Source organism: Pseudomonas sp. Root569 (assembly GCF_001427465.1).
In the GTDB taxonomy this organism is placed as follows: domain Bacteria; phylum Pseudomonadota; class Gammaproteobacteria; order Pseudomonadales; family Pseudomonadaceae; genus Aquipseudomonas; species Aquipseudomonas synxantha.
The window spans coordinates 412,102-425,069 of record NZ_LMGQ01000024.1 but is presented as its reverse complement, the minus strand read 5'-3'; the positions used below and the strand labels follow the sequence as shown (position 1 = coordinate 425,069).

Annotated in this window: 12 protein-coding genes and 1 tRNA gene; 6 read left to right on the top strand and 7 right to left on the bottom strand. The window is 59.5% G+C overall.

Annotation, left to right across the window (positions count from 1 at the left end; genetic code table 11):
* Positions 1 to 125: 125 nt before the first annotated feature.
* Positions 126 to 1,091 carry an arsenic resistance protein gene (locus ASD70_RS19390; RefSeq protein ID WP_056847187.1) on the top strand — a complete coding sequence of 322 codons (966 nt, stop codon included), beginning with the start codon at positions 126 to 128 and terminating at the stop codon, positions 1,089 to 1,091.
* 87 nt (positions 1,092 to 1,178) lie between these two features.
* Complete coding sequence (locus ASD70_RS19385) at positions 1,179 to 2,786, top strand: hypothetical protein (protein ID WP_056847186.1); 1,608 nt, start codon at positions 1,179 to 1,181, stop codon at positions 2,784 to 2,786.
* Positions 2,787 to 2,808: 22 nt separating this feature from the next.
* On the opposite strand, the gene ASD70_RS19380 is transcribed toward ASD70_RS19385, so the two are convergent.
* From ASD70_RS19380 to ASD70_RS19350, 7 genes are all read right to left on the bottom strand, one after another.
* On the bottom strand, positions 2,809 to 3,969 hold the full coding sequence (locus tag ASD70_RS19380; protein WP_046070497.1) for a Fic family protein: 1,161 nt from the start codon (positions 3,967 to 3,969) through the stop codon (positions 2,809 to 2,811).
* Positions 3,970 to 4,167: 198 nt separating this feature from the next.
* Positions 4,168 to 4,839 carry a hypothetical protein gene (locus tag ASD70_RS19375; RefSeq protein WP_056847185.1) on the bottom strand — a complete coding sequence of 224 codons (672 nt, stop codon included), beginning with the start codon at positions 4,837 to 4,839 and terminating at the stop codon, positions 4,168 to 4,170.
* A gap of 65 nt (positions 4,840 to 4,904) precedes the next feature.
* Positions 4,905 to 5,324 (bottom strand): energy transducer TonB, encoded by a 420-nt coding sequence (locus ASD70_RS19370; RefSeq protein WP_236708723.1) that lies wholly within the window; start codon positions 5,322 to 5,324, stop codon positions 4,905 to 4,907.
* Between the two features lie 229 nt (positions 5,325 to 5,553).
* A tRNA-Phe gene (locus ASD70_RS19365) sits at positions 5,554 to 5,629 on the bottom strand.
* Positions 5,630 to 5,732: 103 nt separating this feature from the next.
* A complete protein-coding gene (locus ASD70_RS19360) occupies positions 5,733 to 6,005 on the bottom strand; it encodes an oxidative damage protection protein (RefSeq protein WP_043047303.1) in 273 nt (90 codons plus the stop codon).
* Positions 6,002 to 7,069 carry an A/G-specific adenine glycosylase gene (gene mutY, locus ASD70_RS19355; RefSeq protein ID WP_056847183.1) on the bottom strand — a complete coding sequence of 356 codons (1,068 nt, stop codon included), beginning with the start codon at positions 7,067 to 7,069 and terminating at the stop codon, positions 6,002 to 6,004. Before mutY ends, ASD70_RS19360 begins: the two co-directional genes overlap by 4 nt.
* Positions 7,066 to 9,288 (bottom strand): AsmA family protein, encoded by a 2,223-nt coding sequence (locus tag ASD70_RS19350; protein WP_056847182.1) that lies wholly within the window; start codon positions 9,286 to 9,288, stop codon positions 7,066 to 7,068. The genes mutY and ASD70_RS19350 overlap by 4 nt, the downstream gene beginning before the upstream one ends.
* A 326-nt stretch (positions 9,289 to 9,614) precedes the next feature.
* Here ASD70_RS19350 and ASD70_RS19345 point away from each other — a divergent pair, with 326 nt between their 5' ends.
* From ASD70_RS19345 to ASD70_RS19330, 4 genes are all read left to right on the top strand, one after another.
* Positions 9,615 to 11,276 carry an OFA family MFS transporter gene (locus ASD70_RS19345; protein WP_046070501.1) on the top strand — a complete coding sequence of 554 codons (1,662 nt, stop codon included), beginning with the start codon at positions 9,615 to 9,617 and terminating at the stop codon, positions 11,274 to 11,276.
* A 189-nt stretch (positions 11,277 to 11,465) separates the two neighbouring features.
* Positions 11,466 to 12,062, top strand: coding sequence for an imidazoleglycerol-phosphate dehydratase HisB (hisB, locus tag ASD70_RS19340; protein WP_003187781.1), 597 nt, complete (start codon positions 11,466 to 11,468; stop codon positions 12,060 to 12,062).
* A complete protein-coding gene (gene hisH, locus ASD70_RS19335) occupies positions 12,062 to 12,700 on the top strand; it encodes an imidazole glycerol phosphate synthase subunit HisH (protein ID WP_043047298.1) in 639 nt (212 codons plus the stop codon). The genes hisB and hisH overlap by 1 nt, the downstream gene beginning before the upstream one ends.
* Positions 12,701 to 12,958 carry a DUF2164 domain-containing protein gene (locus ASD70_RS19330; RefSeq protein WP_043047297.1) on the top strand — a complete coding sequence of 86 codons (258 nt, stop codon included), beginning with the start codon at positions 12,701 to 12,703 and terminating at the stop codon, positions 12,956 to 12,958.
* The last annotated feature ends 10 nt before the right edge of the window (positions 12,959 to 12,968 follow it).

Below are 12,968 nucleotides of genomic sequence, written 5' to 3'. Positions count from 1 at the left end.
GGGGTATCGAAGCGCAGGTTGGGGTAAATCCCAAGGAAATCCGGGCGGGTTTGGTCGTTCGTCGCGCTCGACCGTCAGGCCATAGATCAATAGGCTACGCCTTTGTCATCTGCCAGAGCGTCCTCATGACCCGCGATGCCCTTGAGCATAACCAGATCCCTCTCTATTTTGTCGCCATCCTGCTGGCCGCTGCCTGTGGTGTATTCACGCCGCTACTGGGTCACGGTTTGAGCGTATTGATCACGCCCGCCATCGCGATATTGATGTACGCGATGTTCCTGCAAATCCCCTTCCTCGATCTGCGCCAGGGTTCGGGCAATATCCGCTTTGTCTCGGCGTTGTTATTGGCCAACTTTGTTCTGGTGCCATTGCTGGTGTGGGCGCTGACCCGTGGCCTGCTGGAGCATCCCGCGTTGTTGGTGGGGGCATTACTGGTGTTGTTGACGCCCTGTATTGATTACGTGGTGGTGTTCACCCACATCGGCAAGGGTGACTCGCGGTCGATGCTGGCGGCCACGCCGTTGTTGTTGCTGTTGCAGTTGGCACTGCTGCCGGTGTACTTGGGTTTTATGCTGGGCGCACACTCGGGTGTGGTGGTTGAGATCGGCCCGTTTATCGAGGCATTCCTGTTGTTGATCGTGGTGCCGATGCTGCTGGCTGTGCTGACGGCCTACCTGGCGCGACGATCAACGCTTGTCGACAAATGGAGCAGTGCGTGGGCGTGGTTGCCGGTGCCGGCGATGGCCCTGGTGCTGTTTGTGGTGATTGGGTCGCAGATCACATCAGTGATGCGCGACATCGACCTGCTGCTGCCGGTACTTGTGATCTACCTGGGCTTTGTACTGCTGGCGCCTTTGATGGGGATCCTGGCTGCGCGGCTATTAGCGCTGCCTGCGCCAAGCGCACGGGCGGTGACGTTCAGTGCGTCAACGCGCAACTCGCTGGTGGTATTGCCGTTGGCGCTGGCGTTGCCGGAGGACGTGCGCGGGTTGGCTGCCGCGGCGGTGATCCTGCAAACCCTGGTAGAGCTGGTGGCCGAGTTGGTCTACGTTCGTCTGATCCCGGCAGTGGTGTGGCCCGCAAGTCGATAAAAACGTGAATGTTCAGGTTCGTTCAGGCGCTATTCAGGGCTGCGGTCGGCACCATACCCCAGCGCTTCCCACCTGACAGGTCACCCGATGGATCATCGCAACCGTATTCGCCTGGAGTCCTTGGGCCTCTTTCTGATTGCCCTGTTGTTGTTCACGTTGGGAATCTGGGATCAGCAGCCCCAGGGCTTTGATGGGCGCTGGGCGTTGTTTATGCAGGAAATGTTTCGCCACGGCGCAAGCTTTTTTCCCACCACCTACGGTCAGCCTTACGCGGACTACCCAGGCACTGCGACTTTCTTCAGTTTTGTATTCGCCCGCTGGTTTGATGCACCGAATCATTTGGCGAATGTATTGCCCACCGCGCTTGCATCGGCCGGTGTGATCGCACTGATGTACCGCCTGCTGGCGCCGTTCAGTCGCCCATGGGCATTTTTGACGGTGCTGATGACTCTGCTCACCACCCAGTTGCTCGAAAAATCGCGCTCGGTCTGCCTCGACCAGATGATCGCGCTGCTGTGTGTCGGCAGTTTCTATCTGCTGCACAGTGGCGAGCGCCTGGGGTCGCGGCTGCGGCAACTGGCGGTGTTCCCGTTGTTCGTCCTGGCCTTTGCCATTCGTGGCCCCCTGGGGTTGATTGAGGTCTGTGGGGTGGTGTGCGTGTATTGGGCGCTGGGCAGGCCGGGCGAGCGCGTCCGGCAAGTGCTGATCCACGGCGTTATCGGCCTGGTGCTGCTCGCGGTGTGCTGGTGGCTGCTGATGAAGCTTGCGCGATTGAGCGGCGGGGATGCCTTTGCCGATGAAGTGTTCAAGATGCAAGTCGGCGGGCGCCTGGATGAGTCCGGTGAGCCGTTCTATTTCTACTTCCAGCTGAGTTTGTACCGTTACTTCCCGGTGGTGCCGCTGGCGTTGGCCACCCTGGTCGCGCTGCGCCATCGCTGGCCGGAGCGCTGGGTCGACGGGCAGCTGCAACTGCTGGTGCGCCTCGGGGCGTGTGGCTTGATGATTCTGCTCGGGTTGTCGGTGCCGCACTTCAAGCGCGCTTATTACATCTTGCCGATGGTGCCGATGTTTGCGGCTGTTGCGGCCTATGGGCGGCTCCAGGCGCAAGGTTGGCTGTTGGGCGTGCGCCGTTGTTACGAAGGGCTTGTCGCAGCGCTGCCGGCGTTGTGCGTGGTTGTGTTGTTTGTGTGTCGGAACGCCTGGCACAAGCAGGGCTATTGGCCGGATATTTCCCTGCCGCTGATGATTGGTGCGTTGGTGGTGTTGCAACTCGCGGCGTTGATTGCCTGGCGCCGGCCGTTGCGTTTGGTATGGCTCAGCGTGATCGCACTGGCGGCGCAATGGTTGTTGTTGGTCGCGGTGATAGAACCGGCCAAGGACCTGCAATTCGACACCCGACGGTTTGTCAGCCAGGTGGAGGCGCTGCGGGAATCACAGCCGGGCCCTTTGGTATTTGTCGACCTGGCCCGAGACACCTGGGCGGTGCGCTACATGATGAATCTGGATCACGATGAGCAGCCACTGTTTGTCGGGCGTCACCAGCTTGAGAAACTGAGTGCGCTACCGCGGCCATCCTGGGTGATTGTGCCGCGCAAGGAGACTGCGCTGTTGAAGGGCTCGCCGGTGGAGCAATTGGCGCCAAGCTTTGCGGGGCGGTTGAATGACAATCCGTTGATGGTGTTTTTGATGAAGTGAGGGGGCAACTTGGCGGGCCTCCTCATGGATAAGGTTTGTCCAGCTGCTCAGGAATAAAGCCTTCTTCGCGCAGGGATTTGATAACCCCTCTGATCAAATAATTATTTGAGAACCCGATTGTGTACTGCCGAGCACCTGGACTGATGGGAAGCAGCATCCCTTGGTCGACCAGTTTTTTTATTTGATAGGTTCTTTGGGCGGCGGACAGTGTCGGTAGAGCGTCAGCGATATCGCCCGACTTGACCACCTTCAGTTGGATCGCCGTGCTCAGAATTTTCTCTTCAAGAGGCGTTATCCATGCGCGGTCTTTCGCCAATGCAATGGTGGGGGCAAGAATATGCCTGGTCAGGTAGCCGTAGTCCGTCAGCCTGCTGACTTTCTCTAATTCATCTCTAATGCCTGCCAGCACATACGTACACCAAGCCTCAAGGCCTTCCTTGGTGCCTGTGTCAGCGGTGGAAAGCATCGCGTAATACTTTTCGCGGTCGATACAGAAGACTGCCGTCGGATTCAGGACTCGGCCGCCAGCGCTGACGTTGAAGCCGTACTTCATCAACATTGCGTACGTCAGAAGGCGCACGACGCGGCCATTGCCGTTGCCAAATGGGTGGATCCAGCCAAACCGGTGGTGGGCCAGCGCGACTTTCATCAGATCGTACTTGGGGGCATCCTGCTTATTCACAAAGGCGACGAGTTCTTGCATGTAGCCTGGCACCATCACCGCCTCGGGCGGGAGGTGATCGGACTGGGCAATGCTGACCCCGGACTCGCGGTAAGCACCTGGCGTACGATCACCTTCGCGTTGCAGTCCCTGGACGGTGATTGAGTGAAGCTCTCGAATCGCAAACTCCGTGAGATCAGCGCCGGTCTGCATGATGCTTTCGACGTAGTCCATGGCCTTTTCGATATTCGCAATTTCCCGCAACGGATCTGAAGCCTCGGCGGCCCCTTCAACTTTGCTTTCGATGTAGTCGGCCAGTGTCGTGTGGTTGCCCTCGATACGTGCAGAGCCCAGGCTTTCCAGCGTATGAAACAGGGCTTTCAACTGGAAAAAAACAGCAGGCGGTGTATCGCCACCCAGTTGCAGGCGGCGCAGGTGTTCCAGCTCGCTCAGAACATCAACCAGGCCCGAGTCGAACGAGGGGTTCAATAGCTCCAGATCGTGATGAGCAAACTCGGGCATATGGAAAGTATCTCCAATTGATATTTTTATTATCTCGAAAGCAGGCTGATTTGATGCCCGTAGGGAAGGCATTAGGGGCCTGATGAGGCCCTACACTATCTCAAAAAAACAGTTCGGATAAGTGAAAAACATCCCAAATGAAACTAGGTCCGGTTGGCTTTGGTCAGGGTGCCCAAGCTGTATCCGGACGGGAGCAAGCTATTTGCAGCGATACCCCTCAGGCATCGTCACTGTGTAATTGCGCTGCACGCGGTCCTGGAAGTTCAGGTTCTGCAGGCCCTGCTGCACCAGGAAGGCTTCGACCTTGGCCGCCTGGCAATCGTCGTTATAGGACGATACTCGAAGCACGTACACGGCGCGCCTGCTCGCCTCGTCCCGAGCGGTAGCCCGGAAGGTGGTGAGGGTGGTGTAACCGGTGCGTTCCGATGTGCCTACCGGGCCATAGGAGGTGTTCGGGGTGCTGGTGCAGGTCAGTTGGTCGGTCTTTTTCTTGTTCTTCTTGCACTGCGTGGTGGTGCTGTTTGCTACCTGGCCATACTCGGTAGCGGTGTAGCGGTAAGTGACCTGCTTGCTTTCGACGTCAAGGGTGATGGTCATTTTGATCGGTGCGTGGTTCTTGGGCAGCGTGGTGTCGGTAAAAACATTGCGAAAGCCCTGGTCCTTCATGGCGCTGACCATTTCGCGCAGGTAGTACCGGGCATTGAGTGCGTTTTCGTCGCTGCCCCCGACAGACGTCACCAGTACGGTTGCCTGGCGGTCGAAGTGATAGTCCGGATCGGGTGTCGCGTTGATCGCTACGTCCATTTGCGTGGCGCATCCACTGAGTAGTGCAGTCAGCAGTAATAGCGAGCAGAGCAAGAGGCGTGTCATGAAAGAAACCTTACAGCTGTGAATGGGGTAAAGGGTGGACGATTGAAGCCAGTGAAAAACAAGCCTCAATCGCTCTGGGGCTTAGCTTGGCCTGCGCAGGATGGGGTCAGGCAAAACACAAAGGGTGCGCGCACCTCGACTTCACCATCCTTGAGAACTGACGCAGGCGGAGCAGGCATTGGCGATGCGGCTGGAAGAGATGCCTGCACGGCAGCAACAAAAAGCTCAGAGCCTGAGTGACTGATCACGCGCTGACGCAACAAGTTGCCGTGGGCATCGATGATGAATTCAATATTGACCTGGCCTTCCAGCCCCTGCGCCTGGGCGTTTGCCGGGTAAAATTTGAACAGGTGTATATGGGTTATCAGCTGTTGTTCCCATAGCTGCTGTTCTGCCAGTTGCTCTGGGGAAGGGGTTCTTGCGCAGGCGCCAAGCAGCAGGGCAAGTGCGATCCAGCAATACTTCATACATATTTCCTTGAGCATTTTTTGCGTCCGTACTATCTGGCGCCACAGAGTATTTCAAATCCAGGCGCTTGGAAGGCTCACTCCCTCGACGGCTCTGTCGATGGGCCTGATCGGTGCCGGTATCGTGATTGCCTGACTCAAGGTGCTCCTGCTCGGCATTCGGGTCCAGGGTGATCCAGAGCACATTAAATCGCAGGCAATAAAAAACCCCAAGGAACACATTGTTCCTTGGGGTTTCTCGGTATTTTGGTGCCCAGAGACGGAATCGAACCGCCGACACGGGGATTTTCAATCCCCTGCTCTACCGACTGAGCTATCTGGGCAACGGGGCGCATTAAACGGGTTTTTCAGGGGGTCGTCAAGCAAGTTTTCAAAAAATATTTAATTATTACCGTCGCTTACGTGCAGACCCCGGTTTTTGATCAATTATTGAGCAGGCGGCACGTAGCCGTCGGCCTTGGCGTATTCCTCGCCGGAAAAGAACTTGTCCATTTCGCCGGCCAGGTATTTGCGGTCTTCGGCGTTCATCATGTTCAGGCGTTTTTCGTTGATCAGCAGGGTCTGGTGTTTCAACCAGTCGCCCCAGGCTTTGGCGGACACGTTGTCGTAAATGTCCTGGCCCTTGGCGCCCGGATAGGGAGGGCGTTCCAGTCCTTCCAGTTCTTCTTTGTACTTGCGGCACATTACGGTGCGGGTCATGACGAAACTCCTGCGTTCAATACGTCGGCCGCGCGCTTGAGCAATGTTTTCACCGGGGCGGCAAGGCCCAGGCGCGGCGGGGTGGCGAGGTTATACCAGAGCCAGTCGGCCTCGGCCACGTGATGGGCGGATTCCTCGACCTGGACCAGCCAGGGTTCGATGGCCAACTGGAAGTGGCTGAAGGTGTGGATCAGTCCGGGGAGCTCCTGATGCTTGCCCAGTTGCAGCGCGTGCTGGTTGGCCAGGTGATCGAGGTCTTCCAAGTCGTCCAGTTCCGGCAAGCTCCACAAACCGCCCCACAAGCCCGTGGAAGGGCGACGGTAGAGCAGAATCGCGCCCTCGCTGTTCGCCAGCATCGGCATCAGCGTGCGCTTTTGCGGGATGGTCTTGCGCGGCTTGGGGATCGGGTAGCGTGTCTCCAGGCCTAGCATATGGGCTTCGCAGCCTTTTTCCAGCGGGCACAGCAGGCAGCTGGGTTTGCTGCGGGTGCAAAGGGTGGCACCCATGTCCATCATCGCCTGGGTGTAGGCGTTGACGCGCTCAAAGGGTGTGAAGCGCTCTGCGGTGGCCCACAGTTGTTTGGCCACCTTGGGCTCGCCCGGGTAGCCCTCCTGCGCGGTAAAGCGTGCCAGCACGCGCTTGACGTTGCCATCGAGGATCGGCGCGCGCAGCCCCATGCTCAGGCTGGCAATCGCGCCAGCGGTGGACAGGCCGATACCGGGCAGCTCGGTGAGTTTTTCCACGTCGCGGGGAAACTCGCCGCCGTACTCGTTCACCACGATCTTGGCGGTCTTCTGCAGGTTGCGCGCCCGGGTGTAGTAGCCCAGGCCGGTCCACAGGTGCAGCACTTCGTCTTCCGGCGCGGCCGCCAGGGCTTCGACCGTCGGCAGCGACGCCATGAACCGGTCGAAGTAATTGAGCACGGTGCTGACCTGGGTCTGTTGCAGCATGATCTCCGACACCCACACCCGGTAAGGCGTGATGCCCTGCTGCCAGGGCAGGTCATGACGGCCGTGGCGGTCGTACCAATCGAGTACCGCCGCTGAAAACTGCTCGTCTCTCATCGGTTGAACAGACCTTTCAAGGCGTCCTTGATTTTTGGATTGACCTTGTCGAGCTTCTCTTCCAATTTCTCGTTAAGGCGATTGCCGGCGGCCTTGAGGGCGACCTGGCCAAGGCCATCCTTGTCCAGGCGGCAGGCCTTGGCACCCAGTTCTAGTGGGCCGCGGCAGCGCAACGGCACTTCGATACCCTGGAAGTTGGTGCCGACCTGGCAGGCCGGGTCTGGCACCTCGCGCTGGTCGCCTTCGACGATGATGCCGAGGCGGTAGTCCATGCCCAGCACGCGCAAGTCGACATCGCCGTTGCCGTTGACTGTCAGCCCCGGGATGCGCACTTTCAGGTCGGGGTTGCTGGCCACGCCGTTACGGAACGTCAGGTTACCGCGCAGTTCCTGGAACGGAGTGTCTTTGCCTGGTGGCGTGCTGCTCAAGGTCTTGCGGTTGAGCAGGGCGATACCGGTGCAGACCTGTTGCTCGATGTTGGCGTTGAGCAGTACGCCATTATTGATCACGAAGCTGGCGGTACCGTTGAGGCTGTCGATCAGGGCCTTCTGGCTGTTGCCACGCCCAGTCAGGTTGCTGTCCAGGGTGACCTGGCCTTTCACTGGCGGGTTTTTCCCCTGGGCTTGCAGGATCTTTTCCACCGGCACTTGCTTGATTTGGGTTTGCAGTGCGAGCAGTGGAAGGTCCTGGCGCACATCGAGCGTGCCGTTGGCCTGGAAGGTGCCGTTGTAGAGCCCGCCACTCAGGCTATCGAGCTTGAGCTGGCCGTCGATACCCGAAGCTATCAGCGCCGCGTTCTGGATCGGCAACTGGTTCAGGGTGAGTTGGCCGAACGCCAGGTCGGCGTTGATATCCAGGCTGCGCAGGCGCGTCAGTGGCAGTAGTTTGTCCGTGCTCCAGGCGCCTTTGGTCGGTGCGTTCGGCAATGGCGTGCTGCCCCCGGCTGCCATGGCGCCGGCTTCGCTGCTTTGCACTTCGGCCTGGCGTGCGGCGGTTGCGCCTTTGGCCGCTTCGGATTTGGCCGGCAGATAATTGTCGGCGTTGAAGGTATCGGCCTTGAGCTGTACACGCAGGGACTGCTTGGCGAAATCGTCCACAGCGACGCGGCCGGTGAAAGTGCTTTCGTCAAGTTTCAGGTTCAGGTTTTCCAGGGCCACGCTGGTGGGCGTGCCCTTCAGACGGCTGACCAGCTCGACCTTGCTCAGGCTGCCCGGAGCCATGGCCGGCAGCGGGTGGCCGATGCTGTCGAGGAACTTGGCCAGGTCAAACTGGGCGACAGACAGGGCGCCGCTGATTTGCGGGGTCTTGTCCAGGTCGTTGGCCTTGAGCTCGCCCAAGGCGCGCAACTGGTTGGCCGAGAGTTTCAGGTTGGTCCATTCGGCGACGTTGGCCGCCAGGTCCACCAGCAGTTGGCCCTGGGTGGAGAAGCTCACGGTCTTGCCTTGCAACGGCTCGCCAGTGGCTTCGCCGCTAAAGCGCATGTCTTCGAACTGGTAGCGCTTGAGGGCACGCTGGATGCGCAAGTTGCCGTTCAGCTCGGTCTTGACGCGCATCAGCGGCTGGTTGCTGCCCAGGAACGCGGTGAGTTTCAGTGGAATGCTGGCGCCTTCGTGGATCGCGCCGGCACTGAGCTGGATGCTTTCAGCACTGAATTGCTTGCCGGTCTGTTCATCGTTGTATTCGACGCGGGCGTTGTTGATGGTCAGGCTGTCGATATCCAGGCGGATCGGTTGTGGCGGTTTCTCCGGCTTGGTTTCAGCCACCGGTTCCACTGGCGCAGGCGCGGCTGCGGGGGCGTCGGCAGTCGCATCGGGTACGTTCTTGCCGATGTCTTCCCAGTTGCCATGGCCTTGCTTGTCGCGGTTCAGGCGCAGGTTCAGGCCCTCGACACGCACATCGCTCATCTGCACTTCGCGGCGCAGCAGCGGCAGCACGCGCACCGACAGGCCGAGCATCTGCAAATCGGCGAATGGTTGAGTTGGTGCGGTCAGGGTCGCGACGCTGGCCTCGTGCAATTCCAGGCCCAGCCAGGGGAACAGGCTCCAGCCGATATCGCCATTGAGCGTCAGCTCGATGTGGGCCTTGTCGCGGGCTATCTGGCGAATTTCTTCTTTGTAGTCGTTGGGATCGAAGAGGTGGGTCAGGGCAAAGCCGAGCGCCACAATGATCAGCAACAGCCCGAGAAGTACCAGACCCAGGATTTTGCCGAACGCTTTCATGGGCGAGTCCTTGTATGTCGATTTCAAAATTTAGCCGCAGAGTATAACGCCCGGCGGCCTGCGTCAGTTCACGGATCGTTACATTGTATCCAGTGACGCGAAAATAGGATTTTGACGTCAGAAAAATGCAGATAATCCAAAAAAGGTAGTGGCAGTTTGATTTTTCTGTCATCCACTGGTGCTAATCTCTGCACGTTCGTCCGCCTTCTGCGACTTAACGTCGCGCCTAAAAGGGAGCTTCACTCAACAAAACGGCCACGCTTTGCGTGCAAGGCCGAGGGAGAGAGCGCCTGACGGACGCATATTAATAAATGGGGGAAACACCAATGAGCACTAGTACTGTGGCCGGCGCCGTCGCCGCACAGCCCGCGTTCCTGTCCAAGGAACGCATCATCGCCAAGCCGGGGTTCAACCGCTGGCTGGTTCCACCGGCCGCCCTGGCCATCCACTTGTGTATCGGCATGGCCTACGGCTTCTCGGTATTCTGGCTGCCATTGTCCAAGGCGCTGGGGATCACCGCACCGGTGGCTTGCGCGCCGGACATGAGCTTCATCGCACAAGTCTTCTCGTCTCAATGCGACTGGCCCATCTCCATGCTGGGCTGGATCTACACCCTGTTCTTCATCTTCCTGGGCTGCTCGGCAGCGATCTGGGGCGGTTGGCTGGAACATGCCGGGCCGCGCAAGGCCGGGGTTGTCTCGGCACTGTGCTGGTGCGGTGGCTTGCTGATTTCTGCGCTGGGTATCTATACCCACCAGATCTGGCTGATGTGGATCGGCTCCGGGGTCATTGGTGGCATCGGCCTGGGCCTGGGCTATATCTCGCCCGTATCGACCCTGATCAAGTGGTTCCCGGACAAGCGCGGCATGGCGACCGGCATGGCGATCATGGGCTTCGGCGGTGGCGCGATGGTGGGCGCACCCCTGGCCGCAGCGCTGATGGGCCACTTCTCTTCGCCGACCAGCGTGGGCGTGTGGCAGAGCTTCGTGGTCATGGCGGCGATTTACTTCGTGTTCATGATCGGTGGCGCATTGCTGTACCGCGTGCCGCCGACCGGCTGGAAGCCTGAGGGCTGGACCGCGCCGGCGAAAAAAGCCAGCAACGCGATGATCACTCACCGCCACGTGCATGTGAATGTCGCGTGGAAAACCCCGCAATTCCGCCTGGTATGGCTGGTGTTGTGCCTGAACGTATCGGCCGGTATCGGCATCCTCGGCATGGCCTCGCCACTGTTGCAGGAAGTGTTCGGCGGCAGGCTGCTGGGTGTTGACGTGCCATTTGGCCAGTTGGATGCCGGTCAGCTTGCCTCCATTGCGGCCATTGCTGCTGGCTTTACTGGCCTGCTGAGCCTGTTCAACATCGGGGGCCGGTTCTTCTGGGCGTCGTTCTCCGATTACCTGGGGCGTAAAAACACCTACTTCGTGTTCTTTGCTCTGGGCTTTGCCCTGTACGCGCTGATTCCGAACCTGGGGCACCTGGGTAACGTCGCGCTGTTCGTGGCCGCCTTCTGCATCGTGCTGTCGATGTACGGCGGTGGTTTTGCCACCGTCCCGGCTTACCTGGCTGACCTGTTCGGTACCCAGATGGTGGGTGCCATCCACGGTCGCCTGCTGACCGCTTGGGCGGCTGCGGGCGTGTTGGGGCCAGTATTGGTGAACTACCTGCGTGAATATCAGCTGAGCATTGGCGTTGAACGCGCTGCGGCCTACGACATCACTTTGTATATCCTCGCCGGCCTGCTGGTGCTGGGCTTTATCTGCAACATGCTGGTACGCCCGGTGGCCGACAAGTACTTCATGACCGATGCGGAGCTTGCCGCCGAGCAGGCGCTGGGGCATGACAAAGGTGCCGATGCGACCACCGTACTGGAGTGGAAAGCGTCCGCCGGCAGCAAGCCGTTGGCGGTTGCCGCCTGGCTGGTGGTAGGTATTCCGTTGGCGTGGGGTGTGTGGGTGACCCTGCAGAAGACCGCGGTACTGTTCCACTGATATCAGCTGTGGGAGGGGGCAAGCCCCCTCCCACATTGGATGCGCGGAGTTTTCATAAGTGGGTCCGCACCTGTACGCACATGTCTATCCCCGACACTCCATCAGTCTTATCCCCTCCGATGTTTCTGTTTAGCGCCCGCGCCCCTATAATGGCTGCCTTTTTCGCCCAATGATTTTGCGGAGCTGGTGATGGCCGAACGTAAGGCGTCTGTCGAGCGCGACACTCTGGAAACCCAGATCAAAGCCTCGATCAACCTGGATGGCACCGGAAAGGCCCGATTTGATATCGGTGTACCTTTTCTTGAGCACATGCTGGACCAGATCGCCCGTCATGGGCTGATCGACCTGGATATCGTCGGCAAGGGCGACCTGCACATCGACGACCACCACATGGTGGAAGACGTGGGCATCACCCTCGGCCAGGCCTTTGCCAAGGCCATCGGCGACAAGAAAGGCATCCGTCGCTACGGCCATGCCTATGTGCCTTTGGACGAAGCGCTGTCGCGTGTGGTCATCGACTTCTCCGGCCGTCCAGGCCTGCAGATGCACGTGCCCTACACCCGCGCCAACGTGGGCCGCGGCTTTGACGTCGACCTGTTCCAGGAATTCTTCCAGGGCTTCGTCAACCATGCACTGGTCAGCCTGCACATCGACAACCTGCGCGGCACCAACACCCACCACCAGATCGAAACCGTGTTCAAGGCTTTCGGCCGCGCGTTGCGCATGGCTGTGGAAGTCGATGAGCGCATGGGCGGGCAAATGCCGTCGACCAAGGGCGTCCTGTAATGCAGACGGTCGCGGTTATCGACTACGGCATGGGCAACCTGCACTCGGTGGCCAAGGCCCTCGAGCACGTAGGCGCCGGCAAGGTGCTGATCACCAGCGATGCCAACGTGATTCGCGAAGCCGACCGTGTGGTGTTCCCCGGTGTTGGCGCGATTCGCGATTGCATGGCCGAGATCCGCCGCCTGGGCTTTGACAGCCTGGTACGCGAGGTCAGCCAGGACCGTCCGTTCCTCGGTATCTGCGTGGGCATGCAAGCCTTGCTCGACAGCAGCGAAGAGAACGACGGCGTCGACTGCATCGGCCTGTTTCCGGGCCAGGTGAAGTTCTTCGGCAAGGGCCTGCATGAAGACGGCGAACATTTGAAAGTCCCGCACATGGGCTGGAACGAAGTGCGCCGCACCGTCGACCACCCGCTGTGGCATGAGATCCCGGACATGGCGCGCTTCTACTTCGTGCACAGCTATTACATCGCCGCCGGTGACCCGCGCCAGGTGGTGGGGGGTGGACACTACGGCGTTGATTTCGCCGCAGCCCTGGCCGACGGTTCGCGCTTTGCCGTGCAATTCCACCCGGAGAAGAGCCATACCCATGGCCTGCAATTGCTGCAGAACTTCGCCGCGTGGGACGGTCGCTGGTAAATGGCCAAGAAACCGAAACCGCCGATCTTGAACCTCACGCCCGAACAGGAGCGTGCGGCCACCGACAAGATCAAGCGGTTCATGGAGGACCGCTTCGAGCTCAAGCTGGGTTCGTTCGAGGTCGCCGAGATTCTTGAGTTGTTCACCACCGAAGTGGCGCCGCATTATTACAACAGGGCGATTTTCGATACGCAGACGCTCCTCAAAGAAAGGTTCGAAAGCATCGAAAGCGACTTGTGGTCGCTTGAGAAACCCTGATTTCCCAAGC

Bases quoted from the DNA above. Each gene is read 5' to 3' on its own strand.
- ASD70_RS19385 (WP_056847186.1), top strand. From the start codon at position 1,179: ATGGATCATCGCAACCGTATTCGCCTGGAGTCCTTGGGCCTCTTTCTG.
- hisB (WP_003187781.1), top strand. From the start codon at position 11,466: ATGGCCGAACGTAAGGCGTCTGTCGAGCGCGACACTCTGGAAACCCAG.
- ASD70_RS19375 (WP_056847185.1), bottom strand. From the start codon at position 4,839: ATGACACGCCTCTTGCTCTGCTCGCTATTACTGCTGACTGCACTACTC.
- ASD70_RS19345 (WP_046070501.1), top strand. From the start codon at position 9,615: ATGAGCACTAGTACTGTGGCCGGCGCCGTCGCCGCACAGCCCGCGTTC.
- ASD70_RS19330 (WP_043047297.1), top strand. From the start codon at position 12,701: ATGGCCAAGAAACCGAAACCGCCGATCTTGAACCTCACGCCCGAACAG.
- ASD70_RS19360 (WP_043047303.1), bottom strand. From the start codon at position 6,005: ATGACCCGCACCGTAATGTGCCGCAAGTACAAAGAAGAACTGGAAGGA.
- ASD70_RS19370 (WP_236708723.1), bottom strand. From the start codon at position 5,324: ATGCTCAAGGAAATATGTATGAAGTATTGCTGGATCGCACTTGCCCTG.
- ASD70_RS19380 (WP_046070497.1), bottom strand. From the start codon at position 3,969: ATGCCCGAGTTTGCTCATCACGATCTGGAGCTATTGAACCCCTCGTTC.
- ASD70_RS19350 (WP_056847182.1), bottom strand. From the start codon at position 9,288: ATGAAAGCGTTCGGCAAAATCCTGGGTCTGGTACTTCTCGGGCTGTTG.
- hisH (WP_043047298.1), top strand. From the start codon at position 12,062: ATGCAGACGGTCGCGGTTATCGACTACGGCATGGGCAACCTGCACTCG.
- ASD70_RS19390 (WP_056847187.1), top strand. From the start codon at position 126: ATGACCCGCGATGCCCTTGAGCATAACCAGATCCCTCTCTATTTTGTC.
- mutY (WP_056847183.1), bottom strand. From the start codon at position 7,069: ATGAGAGACGAGCAGTTTTCAGCGGCGGTACTCGATTGGTACGACCGC.